The sequence below is a fragment of the Mucilaginibacter sediminis genome (genome assembly GCF_051903035.1).
Classification (GTDB): domain Bacteria; phylum Bacteroidota; class Bacteroidia; order Sphingobacteriales; family Sphingobacteriaceae; genus Mucilaginibacter.
Map to the genome: position 1 here is coordinate 3,701,408 of NZ_CP170602.1, position 13,204 is coordinate 3,714,611.

Genomic DNA, 13,204 nt, shown 5'->3' on the forward strand with positions numbered 1-13,204 from the left:
ATTTTGCCAAAGCTGCCCGTATATTAACTTTCTTATTACAATGGCATTAATAAATTGTAATTATTGCATAAAGCCCGGTAATCATGGCCACTTTACTGTTAACATTAATAAAACCTCAAAAACGCCAATACCGCAAAAAAAGAGCTAATATCCGGCTAAAACCTGCCAATTATTATCCATAAACATTCATTTCATCCCGGTAATTTTATAAATTGAATTTATAGTGTTAACCTTATGCTAATGTTTGTAAACAAGTATTTTAAAATAAGCTGCTATGCCGTTGCATGCTTTATTGCTGCCGAAAAAACGCAGGCGCAATCTTACGTACCTGAATGGAACGATACCCGCTTTAAAGTAAAACCTGTTGTTCCGGTTAAGGCCTATAGCTTTGACTTAAAAGATGTACAACTTTTAGAAAGTCCCTTCAAAAAGGCTATGCAGGTTGATGCCGCTTATTTATTAACTATCGAGCCAGACCGATTACTGTCGGGTTTCCGTTCTCACTCGGGCCTACAGCCTAAAGGGAAAATATACGAAGGCTGGGAAAACTCGGGCCTGGCCGGGCATACTTTGGGGCACTACCTATCGGCCATTGCCATGCACTATGCATCAACCCGCGACCCGGAGTTTTTGAAACGTACAAACTATATAGTTAGCCAACTGAACGAATGCCAGGTGGCGCGTAAAAGCGGCTATGTTGGCGCTATACCCAAAGAAGATACCATTTGGGCCGAAGTAGCCAAAGGCGACATCCGTTCCCGCGGGTTCGATTTAAATGGCGGCTGGTCGCCGTGGTATACTGTACATAAGGTTATGGCCGGGCTTTTGGATGCCTATTTATATACTAACAATACACAGGCCCTCAAAATATGCCAGGGCATGGCCAACTGGACAGGCGAAACCATCAAAAACCTTGACGACGACAAGCTGCAAAAAATGCTGCTTTGCGAATACGGCGGCATGGCCGAAACCTTGACCAATTTATACGCCATTACCGGCGACAAAAAATACCTGGATCTATCGTACAAGTTTTACGATAAGCGCATATTAGATCCGCTTGCCCAAAAGAACGATATATTACCCGGCAAGCACTCTAATACCCAAATTCCTAAAATCATAGCCAGCGCCCGCAGATATGAACTTACCGGTGATGGAAAGGACAAAGCTATAGCTGATTTCTTTTGGGAAACCGTTACCGGCTTTCACTCCTACGCAACCGGCGGTAACAGTAATTACGAATACCTTACCGAACCGGGCAAACTAAATGACAAGCTTACCGAAAACACTACCGAAACCTGCAACACCTATAATATGCTAAAGCTTACCCGCCATTTATTTGCGGTTGAGCCTTCGGCAAGGTTGATGGATTATTACGAAAAGGGCTTATACAACCACATCCTGGCATCGCAAAACCACGAAACAGGCGGGGTATGTTATTTTGTGCCTTTGCGCATGGGCGGTAAAAAAAGCTACAGCACCCCCTTTGATGATTTTACCTGCTGCGTAGGCTCGGGTATGGAAAACCATGTAAAGTATAACGAAAGCATCTACTTCAGGGGTGCCGATGGGAGTGTTTATATCAACCTGTTTATTCCGTCGGTATTAAACTGGAAGCAGAAAGGCCTGAGCATTAAACAGGAAGGTAATTTGCCTTCGGTAGATCGGATGGCTTATACTATCACCCTTGCAAAACCGGCTACATTTGCTATCCGCATCCGCAAACCCAAGTGGACAGGCAACCCTACAATCAGCATCAACGGAAAAACACAACAACTTACTCCAGATGCGGAAGGTTATTTTGTATTGAACCGTAAATGGGTTAACAACGACAAAATAACGTTTACCACTCCCGAGAATTTATATACCGAGGCCATGCCCGATAATGCCAACAGGCGCGCTATATTCTATGGCCCGGTTTTGTTAGCCGGCGTTTTAGGCAACACCGAGCCCGACCCGTTAAAAGGAGTACCAGTTTTTGTAACCAGCGAAACCGACCCTAACAAATGGCTGCAAATGGTTGATAAAACCCAGTTAAGCTTCCGCACCGAAAACGTTTCAAAACCCGGCGAAGTGAAGCTGATCCCATTTAATCAAACCAAAGATGAATATTACTCGGTTTATTGGGATGTATTTACACCGGATGCCTGGGTAGTACAGCAAAAAGCTTATGACGAGCAAAAGAAAAAACAACAGGAACTGGAAACCCACACTACCGATGTTTTACGCATAGGCGAAATGCAACCCGAGCGCGACCATAATTTTGCCGGCGAGAACACCACCACCGGCGAGGACCATCAAAAGAAATGGCGGTCGACAGAGAACGGCGGCTATTTTACCTATGATATGAAAGTTGATGCCGGCACCCAAAATACACTCATTAACACCTATTGGGGTATGGATAACCGCGGCCGCACATTTGATATTATGATAGATGGCACCAAAGTGGCAACCGAGGATTTAAACAAGTACAAAGAGAGCCGTTTCTACGACATCAGCTATCTGATCCCCATTGAGTTAACCAAGGGCAAGCAAAAAGTAAGCGTTAAATTATTACCTAAAAAAGATAACAGTGCCGGCCCCGTATATGGCAGCCGCATGGTAAAAAACTAAAATATGATGACCAGTAAAATTAAAATAGCCTGCCTGTTGTCGGCATCGGTATTAGGTTTAAGCAGCAACTTATTTGCCCAGCAAAAGGATTATCCTATTCAACCTGTAGCATTCACCAATGTGCAGGTAAACGATAAATTCTGGCAGCCTAAAATGGCGGTAAATGCCAATGTAACTATCCCGTATGTACTTGCCCAGTGTAAAAAGAACGGCCGCATGGATAACTTTTTACGCGCCGCCAAACAATTAGATGGCGATAAGCTAAGTGAGTTCCCGTTTGACGATACCGACGTGTACAAAGCCATTGAAGGGGCATCCTATTCCATGCAAAACAAAAAGAACCCTACGCTGGATAGATATATCGATACGCTCATTGGTATTATTGGGGCCGCGCAGGAACCGGATGGTTACCTGTATACCTTCCGCACGGTACACGCCAAAAAACCTCATGAATGGATAGGCGACAAACGCTGGGTGAATGAAGAAGTATTAAGCCACGAATTGTATGATTGCGGACATTTATACGAAGCCGCTGTTGCTCATTACCAGGCCACCGGCAAACGTAGCCTACTCAACATCGCCATAAAAAATGCCGACCTTTTGGTAAAAACCTTTGGACCTGGCAAAATTGAAGAGTACCCCGGCCACCAGATTGTAGAGATAGGCCTATCCAAAATGTACCGCGTTACCGGCAAAAAAGAATACCTTGACCTGGCCAAATTCTTTTTGGATGTACGCGGCCCCAAAGGCGAATCATACAACCAAGCCAATAAAAAAGTGGTTGACCAGCACGAGGCCGAAGGCCACGCTGTACGAGCCGCCTACATGTATACCGGTATGGCCGATATTGCTGCCTTAACCGGCGATACCAAATACCTGAGCGCCATTGATGATATCTGGGGCGATGTGGTTAACAAAAAATTATACATTACCGGTGGTATTGGCGCAACCGGCAATGGCGAGGCTTTTGGCGAGGCTTACCAGTTGCCCAACATGTCGGCCTACGCCGAAACCTGTGCTGCTATAGGCAATGTATACTGGAACAACCGCATGTTTTTACTCCATGGCGATGCTAAATATATTGATGTGCTGGAACGGACGCTGTACAACGGCCTGCTTTCGGGCGTTTCACTGAGTGGCGACCGCTTTTTTTACCCCAACCCACTGGCATCCATGAACCAGCACCAGCGCAGCGCCTGGATAAGCTGCGCATGCTGCATCAGTAACATGACACGCTTTTTACCATCGTTACCCGGCTATGTTTACGCCAAAAACAAAAACGACCTGTATGTTAACCTCTTCATGAGCAATACCAGTAACATTAAGCTAACATCGGGAAATGTAAACATTGTACAAACCACCGATTACCCCTGGAGAGGCAAGGTTGATATTACCGTTAACCCGGCAAAAGCAACAGTCTTCACCTTAAGGATACGCATCCCCGGATGGGCCAAACAGCAGCCTGTTCCCGGCGATTTATATTCATTTATGAATAACGTACAGCTGCCTGTTGTACTATCTATCAATGGCAAAGCAACCTCATTTGTAACCGAAAAAGGGTACGCCGTACTAAAACGCAGCTGGAAAAAAGGCGATAAGGTAAGCCTTAACCTCCCCATGGAAACTGAAAAGGTATTAGCCAACCAAAAGGTAAAAGACGACAGGGATCGTTTTGCCTTTGAGCGCGGCCCTATTGTTTATTGCCTGGAAGGCCCCGATAACCGCGACAGCCTGGTGCAAAACATCATGATAGATAAAAACGCCATAGCAAACGCCAATTACCAGGCCGACCTCTTGAACGGCGTAGATGTTATCAATGCCGAGGGCAAAAGCACCAAAAGGCAACTCAACAGCGATAAACTGACCGAAACCAGCCAACAGGTAAAGGCCATCCCCTACTACGCCTGGGCTAACCGCGGGCCAAGTGAAATGACGGTTTGGATCCCTTATGAGGCATCAGCTTCAAGGCCGCAGCCGGCACCTACCATTGCAAGTACCAGTAAAGTAAGTGCATCATTAAAAAATAAAAAGATGTTTGCATCTATAAAAGACCAGTATGAACCGGCCAGTTCAAACGATAACAGCTTTCCCTTTATGCACTGGTGGCCAGCTAAGGATACCAGCGAATTTGTTCAGTACGATTTTGACGCGGCACATACCGTAAGCGAATCAAAAGTTTATTGGTTTGACGATGGACCCTGGGGTGGTTGCCGTATCCCGGCATCGTACAAAATATTGTATAAAAAAGATGGGCAATGGGTACCGGTAAAAAACACAACGCCTTACACCATCAGCAAGGATAGCTTTAATACGGTAAGTTTTGAGCCGGTAAGTACTACCGCTTTACGGATGGAAATTCAGCTTCCGGTTGATAATTCGGCCGGTATCCATGAATGGGCGGTCAAATAACATTGAATAATATTCCAGCCCCCCTTTAATCATTAAGAAATATTTGTGCCCGAAACGGAACATTGCAATTGTAAATCAATTGCAATGTTCCGTTTTCTTTTCACACTTTATTTACAATTTAATCGGAAACTAACCAAAATAACATCGCGACTAAAATTCGATGTTAAACTTGTCTCTTCATTATTATGAAAGGTGGAGAGATATGGAAAAAAGAATTTACCATACGGCTATCCCGGGCATCAGGACAGCCCTATTTATCATCGTTGGCTGCCAATGGTTTATGGCACATGCCCAAACACTTAAAACGGGTTCTCTTAAATACCTAATGGCCTCCAATGGATTCAATGGCTGCATTGCTTTGGGCAAAGATATCGGCACACTGCCATACGGTAAATTAACATACCTCGACGGAGATAGCCGCATTGATGCCGACAGTTGCATAAAATATGCCTATAATGAGCCTTATGTTTTTACCCTCGGCGATAGCATAGACCTTGACATGGTAGCTGTCCGTGCCTATAAAGATAGTATAGTGAACATTTACCTGTTTTTTAAACTTTCGGATGCATATAAAGTATTAAAAAAATTCATCAGCCTATATGGCCAGTTTACCGAGAAGCCAGATAACTACTCGGATATTTATAACTGGAATTCAAGCCAGGTAAGCCTTTCGTTACGCTACCAGTGTAAGGCCGATTTGGGAGTTGCCATTTTTACATGCAAAAAGCTGGAAACCGAAATAGAAGCCGATAAACAAAGAGCAATCAGGCGGTATTATAAACAGGCATTATCCCTCAATTACTAAACCGCTTTTTTCATTCAGTTCGGCTTTAAGCATTGTACTTATATATTGTCAACAACTATTAAGGCATGTATTGCCTTAAATATATCTTACTGAAATTCACGCTACCGGCAAGCCGATGGAACTCCCCGGTTTACAAAAGCATTTACCTGTCGCAAAATCCAATATTCAGCAATTATTTGTTTCTGCTTTTACCCATGACCCCAACAGACAGAACCCAATAGCGGCAGCCGGCACATCATTTATGAACGGGCGGTTAAAATAGGTGCTGAATATTATTTTGTACAGTATTTAACCCACTGTAAACCAGTGTACAAAAAACCAAACAAGGCAAATGAACAGAAAAACGCCTGTTTATTTCATTTTTTATAAATAAGTTTATTAATTAATCAAAAGTTAATAAAAATAAATGCCGATTAAAGTTCGGTATTAAACTTGTCTCTCCAACATTATGCAAGGTGGAGAGATATGGAAAAAAGAATTTACCATAGGGCTATTTCAGGGATTAAAATAGCGCTGTTTATCATTATTAGCTGTCAGTGGTTTATGGCAAATGCCCAGGCGCTTAAAACAGGCTCCATATCGTACTTAACATTAAATAACGGACCCGGCAACAATGTTGTTTTAGGCTCTGATATCAAAGACCTCCAGGCTGCCAACTTATCCTACCTTGATGGCGATAGTCGTGCCGACGCCGACAGTTGCTTAAGATATGCCTACACTGACCCAAATGTGTTGGACCTGGGCGATAGTTTAAACCTTGATATGGTGGGCATCCGTGCCTATAGGGATAAAATTGTGAACATTTACCTGTTTTTTAAAATGACAGATGCATATAAAGTTTTACAAAAATTCATCAGCATGTATGGCCAGTTTACTGACAGGCCCGATAACTATTCGGATATTTATAACTGGAATTCGAGCCTGTTAACCCTTTCGTTACGGTACCAGTATAAGGCCGACCTGGGTGTTGCCATTTTTACCAGCAAAACGCTGCAAAACGAGATAGCTGCTGATAAACAAAGAGCGATAAGCCGGGATTACAGCCAGGCATTATCGCTTAATAATTAAACGGTATCGTTCGTTTCATTCGGCATTAAGTTTTGTAATTTATATATTGCCATCAACTAATAAGGCAATAGTTATAAAACTTATGAGATACCTCCTGACCCTGATATTAATGACCGGCTTTAACTGTTTTGCGCAGGACTATAAAGCGCAAATAGATCAGTTTCGCCAGGGCTATATGAACGATTTTTTAACGGACACTCATTCGCCCTTAAAAAAGGATGACCTCAAAAACCTGCGCTTTTACGATGCCGACAGTACTTACAGGGTTACCTGTAAAGTAACACTGCTGAGCAACGAAACCAATTTTATAATGCCCGTATTTCATGGCACAGGCAGCCAGTACATTAAATATGCCCTGCTGAAATTTATATTGCAGGGCAAACCGATGGAACTCACGGTTTACAAAAGCATCTACCTGTCGCAAAATCCAATGTTCAGCAATTATTTGTTTTTGCCTTTTACTGATGACACCAACGGGCAGGAAACTTATGGCGGCGGCCGGTACATCGATCTCAAAACAACCGATTTTAAGGAAGGCAGTCTTATTGTTGATTTTAACAAGGCTTATAACCCATATTGCGCATTCAGCCCCAATTACTCCTGCCCCAAACCGCCCGACGAAAACAAGCTGAGTATTGCCGTAAAAGCCGGCGAAAAGCAGTTTGCGGGCGGCACCAATCATTAACCTGCTTTCATCCACATCAAAAAATGAGCAGCTTAAATATGCAAGCTTTACGTGCAGAAATGTGTTCCTGGCGACAGGAATTACACCAACACCCCGAATTTGGTTTTGAAGAAAAACAAACCGCCGCTTTCATAGCCGCCAAACTACGCGAATTTGGCATGGATGAAGTAACCGAAGGCATAGGCGGCACCGGTGTAGTTGGAACGCTAAAAAAAGGCATCGGTACAACATCCATAGCGTTGCGTGCCGATATGGATGCGCTACGCATAACCGAGCAAGGCAATTATCCATACAAATCAAAGAACGATGGCGTAATGCATGCCTGCGGTCACGATGGGCATACCAGCATGCTTTTAGGCGCTGCCAAATGGCTGGCAACCGAAAGCACGTTTAACGGCACCATATATTTCATTTTTCAACCAGCCGAAGAATGGGGGCAAGGCGCGCTGGCCATGCTTAACAATGGCTTGCTGCAACGCTTTCCGTTTGATGCTGTTTATGGCATCCACAATTGGCCGGGCTTACCGGTTGGCCATTTTGCCACCTGCGTAGGGCCGCTTATGGGCGCTGAAGACCTTTTTGAAATTACGTTAACCGGCATTGGCGGCCATGCATCCCGCCCGCATGCGGGGCGCGAAGTTTTGGTAGCAGCAAGTTCGCTGGTGATGGATTTGCAAACTATCGTTTCCCGGCGGATAAACCCTGCCGATATAGCCGTTGTATCTGTCACCGAGTTTATTACCAATGGTACCCGCAATGCTTTGCCCGGCCAGGCAATATTAAAAGGCGACGCCCGCAGCTTTTTGCCCGAAGTGAGCCATATTATCCAAACCGAAATGAGGCGGTTGGCAGCCGGTACCGCCCTGTCTTATGATTGCATCGTCGACGTAAAATACACCCACGAATTTATCCAGCTTATTAACGATGAGCAATGCACAAAAGCTGCGTTACAAGCAGCTGCCACCGTATTTGAGTCAGATAATATTGATAGCAACATTAAACCGGTAACCGTATCTGAAGATTTCGCGCGGTTTTTAAAGCATGTACCCGGCAATTTTGCCTTGATTGGCAATGGTGAAAAGTCGATGCCGCTACATCATCCGGCTTATGATTTTAATGACGAAGCTTTAATTTACGGCGCTAAATATTTTAAAGCACTGGCCGAATCGGTATTGATTGCATAGATAAAGCTTGATTATAGCCATGCCGCTAAACTTCCGGCGTATTAAAACGCGGAAGTTTAACGTTGCTATCCACTATCGCTATTTATTTAAATACCAGCTGGTTGGCCAGATCAATCTCCTGTTGAGTTATGGTATGCGGCCGGCCGGGGTATACTTTAAGGGTTACATCGGCACCAAGGTTTTTGATGATGGCAACGCTTTCTTCAACTCTTGTTAAAGGTACATGCGGGTCGGGGTTACCGGTGGTGATCAGTATGGGTGTTCCGTTAAAGTTACCCTGGTAATTGTTAAGATCGAGGCCCTCGCCTATCAGGCCGCCGGTGAACGCTACGGCACCTCCATATGTTTTGGAATGGCGGGTAATATAGTCCAGCGTTAAACACGCACCCTGCGAAAATCCGAGGAAATAAATTTTCTCTTCGTGAATGCCATCAGCTTTAATCTGTTGCACCAACTGGTCTATCGTATCCAGGGCCGAGTTTAAAGCTGGCTGGTTCATTTTATCGCCCGCCATAAAGCTGTAGGGGTACCAGCTATTATTAGTGGCCTGTGGGGCGTAAATAGCCATACCCTGCACATTTAAGCTATCGGCCAGGCTGGCAATGTTTTGGGCAGTGCCGCCGCGACCGTGAATCATGACCAGAGCTGCCCCGGCTTCGGTTGCCGGGGCGCCTGTGGTTATATAATTTTTTTGATGTGTGTACATGATCAATATAATTGAGGTAATGTTTTCTCTAAAGTGCTGCGGAACCTTTCGTGTTGTGCAGGCAATTTTAAATGGGTACCCAATTCGTCAACCGGTTCGTCAACAGCAAAACCGGGATTATCGGTAGCCAATTCAAACAATACACCGCCCGGTTCGCGGAAGTACAATGAGTAAAAATAGTTCCTGTCTATTTTATCGGTAATGTGCAAGCCAAGGGCGGCAATTTTTTCACGGTATTGCATCAACACTTCCTCGTTTTTAACCCTGAACGCAACGTGGTGAACCGATCCGCCGGCTACATGGCCTGCTACTTCGCCGGCAACCTCAACCAGGTCAACAATGGCTGCGTTCTCAACCGCGTCGGTAATAAAGCGGTAACGGTTTACATGCTGCTCCAGCAAGCGGTAGCCAAATACGCCGGTTAAAATATCGGCAGTAGGCTGCATTTTGTTGGTAGTGATAGTTACACTGTGGAACCCTTTGGTAGCATTTTCGGCCTTTACATCGGCTGTTTCCCATGGCAAGCGGTTATCGGCAGTTTTTGAAGCTATCAATTCCAGTTTTAAACCGTCGGGGTCTAAAACGGTAAGGTATGGTTCGCCAAATTTTTCAGATACTTTATTGTAGATGATATTGTTGGCATCAAAACGTTTTAGCCAGAAATCAAAACTCCCTTCAGGAACCGAGTAACCAATTTCTGTAGCCTGTCGTGCACCCCTGCGGCCAGCAGAAATACCTTCCCAGGGAAAAAACGTAAGGATAGTACCAGGCGTACCTTCTTTATCGCCATAATATAAATGGTAAGTTTCAGGATCGTCGAAGTTTACCGTTTTTTTAACCAGGCGTAAACCAAGTACGTTGGCATAAAAATTATAATTGCGTTTGGCATTGCCTGCTATTGCTGTAATGTGGTGAATGCCGTTTACTGTATTTTCCATGATGTTGATTATTTTATGTGTTGCTGTTTTATTTACATCAAAAGTAAGGGGCTATTTGCCGGCGAAACTTGACCTACAACAAGAAATGAAAAGGCACTCATTTTTTTCAGTATCCGGCCTTCAAATCGGTCTTGCAAATCCTGAATATCCTGCGGGAGACGCAATTATGCGTCTCTACAAAAGAAAAAACAACCAACGAATACTCCCCCAATAATTAAATAATGCGGTTATATTTGTTCAACACCAGTAAAACTTGTCGCAGGTTTAGTCCCTGCGCAAAAAACAATATCAACCAATGGACGAGCAAGAACTACGAAGCAGGGCATGGTTTGGCCGTAAAGGCAAGGATGGCTTTATTTACCGCGCCTGGATGAAAAACCAGGGCATTCCCGACTATGAATTTCAAGGAAAGCCGGTAATAGGCATCTGCAATACATGGAGTGAGCTCACCCCCTGCAATGCCCACTTTCGTGAGCTTGCCGAATCGGTAAAACGGGGCATTTTAGAGGCGGGCGGTTTCCCGGTTGAATTCCCGGTAATGTCGCTTGGCGAAACTTTAATGAAGCCCACGGCTATGCTTTATAGAAACCTGGCAAGTATGGATGTGGAAGAATCTATCCGCGCCAACCCATTAGACGGGGTAGTACTACTTTGCGGCTGCGATAAAACAACACCATCGTTGGTAATGGGTGCCTGCAGCGTAAATATCCCCACCATCGTGGTAAGTGGCGGGCCGATGCTTACCGGCAACCACCGCGGCAAACAAATAGGTACCAGCGACGTTTGGCGCTATCATGATGATGTACGCTCTGGCAAAATCATGGAAGAGGAATTGCTCACCATCGAAGCGGCGATGTGCCGTAGCCAGGGGCATTGCGCGGTTATGGGCACAGCTTCATCCATGGCTTGTATGGTTGAGTCACTGGGGCTTTCGCTGCCGGGTAATGCGGCCATCCCTGCTGCCGATTCCAGGCGGAAAGTGTTGGCCCAGCTATCGGGCTTACGCATTGTGGAGATGGTAAAGGAAGATCTGAAACTTTCGGATATACTTACACGGCAGGCTTTTGAAAACGCCATCATAACCAACGCCGCCATAGGCGGATCAACCAATTTTGTGATCCATTTGCTGGCAATTGCCGGCCGCATTGGCGTACCGCTCGAACTAAAGGATTTTGATCCCTTATCTAAAAACATCCCCCTGATAGCCAACCTGCAGCCATCGGGCCAATACTTTATGGAAGATTTGTTTTATGCCGGCGGCCTGCCTGTTGTTTTAAAGGCACTGGATGGCATACTTCACCGGGATGCCATCACGGTAAACGGTAAAACCATTGCCGATAATTACAGCAATGCCGTGGGTTATAACAGCAACGTAATTACTACGGTTGATGCGCCCTTTAATACAGCCACCGGCCTGGCTATTTTGACAGGTAACCTGTGCGAGTCGGGCGCGGTTATCAAGCCATCGGCGGCCAGCGGGCATTTAATGCAGCATACTGGCAAAGCCGTTGTGTTTGAAAACATTGAAGATTTTAAAGCCCGTATTGATACCGACGAACTGGAGGTTGATGAAAACAGCATTTTGGTATTAAAAAATGTAGGGCCGAAAGGCTATCCCGGTATGCCCGAGGTTGGCAATATGGGCATCCCCAAAAAGCTATTGGAAAAGGGAATTACAGATATGGTGCGCATATCCGACGGACGCATGAGCGGAACCGGCTTTGGCACCGTTGTATTGCACGTATCACCGGAGGCTGCCGCGGGTGGCAATTTTGCCCTGATAAAAACCGGCGACCTGATTACGCTTGATGTACCCAACCGCACGTTAAATGTAGCTATCAGCACCGAAGAGTTTGCCGAACGAAAACGACAATACGTCCAACCGGATCCGGTTACCAATCGTGGTTATGTAAAACTGTATCTCGACCATGTGCAGCAGGCGCACCTGGGGGCCGATATGGATTTCCTGGTAGGTGGTTCGGGCAGTAAGGTTTTAAGAGATTCACATTAAGTTTATATCATGAGTTTTAACAATAAAGTAGCCATAGTTACCGGTGCAGGCCAGGGCATAGGGTTCGAAATTTGCCGCATGCTGGCCCAAAAAGGCGCTACCGTAATATTGAATGATATAGATATCGGTTTAGCAAAAAAAGCGGCAGACATTATCAACCAAAACCATCCGGATAGTTGTTTGGCCATGCCCGGCGATTCAAGCGACTTGGGTTTCATCAATACCATGGTTGATACTGCCATAAAGCTATACGGCCGGCTGGATATTGTGATAGCCAATGCGGGTATTACCTTATATGGCGATTTTTTTGCCTATACCAAAGAAGCATTCTCTAAAGTAATGGATGTAAACCTTGGCGGCTCGTTCTTCCTGGCGCAGGCAGCGGCTAAACAAATGAAGGCGCAGGCCAATGGCGGGGCAATACTTTTTACCTCGTCGGTAGTGGGGCACCAGGCGCTCAAAAGCCTTGCCGCCTATGCCATGACCAAAGCCGCTTTGGAGATGCTGGCCAAAAACCTGGTCATCGAACTTTCGCAGTACCGCATCAATGTAAATACCGTTGCGCCGGGCGCTACCTTAACCGAACGTACTATGGAAGAAGCGGACTATGAACGGGTATGGTCGAACATTACCCCCATGGGCCGGCCGGCTTATGTTACCGACATTGCCAACACGGCACTGTTTTTAGTATCCGACGAGGCCAAACACATTACCGGCCAAAGCCTGATTGTAGATGGCGGCTGGACATCGGTAAGTACTTTGCCCGATGGCATTAAATAATATAACAC

11 protein-coding genes are annotated in these 13,204 nt (G+C 45.4%); 9 read left to right on the forward strand and 2 right to left on the reverse strand.

Going from position 1 to position 13,204, the window contains the following annotated elements:
- The first annotated feature begins 240 nt into the window (after positions 1–240).
- The 6 genes from ACFGVS_RS15100 (at position 241) to ACFGVS_RS15125 (ending at position 8,761) form a co-directional block, all read left to right on the forward strand.
- A complete protein-coding gene (locus tag ACFGVS_RS15100) occupies positions 241–2,610 on the forward strand; it encodes a beta-L-arabinofuranosidase domain-containing protein (RefSeq protein WP_439699227.1) in 2,370 nt (789 codons plus the stop codon).
- Between the two features lie 3 nt (positions 2,611–2,613).
- Positions 2,614–5,019 (forward strand): glycoside hydrolase family 127 protein, encoded by a 2,406-nt coding sequence (locus ACFGVS_RS15105; RefSeq protein WP_439699228.1) that lies wholly within the window; start codon positions 2,614–2,616, stop codon positions 5,017–5,019.
- Between the two features lie 202 nt (positions 5,020–5,221).
- A complete protein-coding gene (locus ACFGVS_RS15110) occupies positions 5,222–5,824 on the forward strand; it encodes a hypothetical protein (RefSeq protein ID WP_439694586.1) in 603 nt (200 codons plus the stop codon).
- A gap of 465 nt (positions 5,825–6,289) precedes the next feature.
- The gene (locus ACFGVS_RS15115) at positions 6,290–6,892 is read left to right on the forward strand and encodes a hypothetical protein (RefSeq protein ID WP_090642703.1); all 603 of its coding nucleotides are present in this window, start codon (positions 6,290–6,292) and stop codon (positions 6,890–6,892) included.
- An 82-nt stretch (positions 6,893–6,974) separates the two neighbouring features.
- Positions 6,975–7,577, forward strand: coding sequence for a DUF1684 domain-containing protein (locus tag ACFGVS_RS15120; protein ID WP_439694587.1), 603 nt, complete (start codon positions 6,975–6,977; stop codon positions 7,575–7,577).
- A gap of 23 nt (positions 7,578–7,600) precedes the next feature.
- Positions 7,601–8,761, forward strand: a complete 1,161-nt coding sequence (locus ACFGVS_RS15125) for a M20 aminoacylase family protein (protein ID WP_439694588.1) — start codon at positions 7,601–7,603, stop codon at positions 8,759–8,761.
- Between the two features lie 82 nt (positions 8,762–8,843).
- Here ACFGVS_RS15125 and ACFGVS_RS15130 read toward each other — a convergent pair whose 3' ends face one another.
- Together ACFGVS_RS15130 and ACFGVS_RS15135 are read right to left on the reverse strand one after the other, a co-directional pair.
- Positions 8,844–9,467, reverse strand: a complete 624-nt coding sequence (locus ACFGVS_RS15130) for an alpha/beta hydrolase (RefSeq protein ID WP_439694589.1) — start codon at positions 9,465–9,467, stop codon at positions 8,844–8,846.
- Positions 9,468–9,469: 2 nt separating this feature from the next.
- A complete protein-coding gene (locus ACFGVS_RS15135) occupies positions 9,470–10,405 on the reverse strand; it encodes a ring-cleaving dioxygenase (protein ID WP_439694590.1) in 936 nt (311 codons plus the stop codon).
- Between ACFGVS_RS15135 and ACFGVS_RS15140 the strand changes: the two genes are divergently transcribed.
- From ACFGVS_RS15140 to ACFGVS_RS15150, 3 genes are all read left to right on the forward strand, one after another.
- The gene (locus ACFGVS_RS15140; protein WP_439694591.1) at positions 10,404–10,619 is read left to right on the forward strand and encodes a hypothetical protein; all 216 of its coding nucleotides are present in this window, start codon (positions 10,404–10,406) and stop codon (positions 10,617–10,619) included. The genes ACFGVS_RS15135 and ACFGVS_RS15140 overlap by 2 nt on opposite strands.
- Positions 10,620–10,700: 81 nt before the next feature.
- Positions 10,701–12,416 (forward strand): IlvD/Edd family dehydratase, encoded by a 1,716-nt coding sequence (locus ACFGVS_RS15145; RefSeq protein ID WP_439694592.1) that lies wholly within the window; start codon positions 10,701–10,703, stop codon positions 12,414–12,416.
- Positions 12,417–12,425: 9 nt separating this feature from the next.
- Positions 12,426–13,196, forward strand: coding sequence for an SDR family NAD(P)-dependent oxidoreductase (locus tag ACFGVS_RS15150; protein WP_439694593.1), 771 nt, complete (start codon positions 12,426–12,428; stop codon positions 13,194–13,196).
- Positions 13,197–13,204: the final 8 nt, after the last annotated feature.

Coding starts and splice junctions, on each gene's coding strand:
- ACFGVS_RS15100 (WP_439699227.1), top strand. CDS start 241: ATGTTTGTAAACAAGTATTTTAAAATAAGCTGCTATGCCGTTGCATGC.
- ACFGVS_RS15110 (WP_439694586.1), top strand. CDS start 5,222: ATGGAAAAAAGAATTTACCATACGGCTATCCCGGGCATCAGGACAGCC.
- ACFGVS_RS15120 (WP_439694587.1), top strand. CDS start 6,975: ATGAGATACCTCCTGACCCTGATATTAATGACCGGCTTTAACTGTTTT.
- ACFGVS_RS15145 (WP_439694592.1), top strand. CDS start 10,701: ATGGACGAGCAAGAACTACGAAGCAGGGCATGGTTTGGCCGTAAAGGC.
- ACFGVS_RS15135 (WP_439694590.1), bottom strand. CDS start 10,405: ATGGAAAATACAGTAAACGGCATTCACCACATTACAGCAATAGCAGGC.
- ACFGVS_RS15125 (WP_439694588.1), top strand. CDS start 7,601: ATGAGCAGCTTAAATATGCAAGCTTTACGTGCAGAAATGTGTTCCTGG.
- ACFGVS_RS15105 (WP_439699228.1), top strand. CDS start 2,614: ATGATGACCAGTAAAATTAAAATAGCCTGCCTGTTGTCGGCATCGGTA.
- ACFGVS_RS15130 (WP_439694589.1), bottom strand. CDS start 9,467: ATGTACACACATCAAAAAAATTATATAACCACAGGCGCCCCGGCAACC.
- ACFGVS_RS15140 (WP_439694591.1), top strand. CDS start 10,404: ATGATGTTGATTATTTTATGTGTTGCTGTTTTATTTACATCAAAAGTA.
- ACFGVS_RS15115 (WP_090642703.1), top strand. CDS start 6,290: ATGGAAAAAAGAATTTACCATAGGGCTATTTCAGGGATTAAAATAGCG.
- ACFGVS_RS15150 (WP_439694593.1), top strand. CDS start 12,426: ATGAGTTTTAACAATAAAGTAGCCATAGTTACCGGTGCAGGCCAGGGC.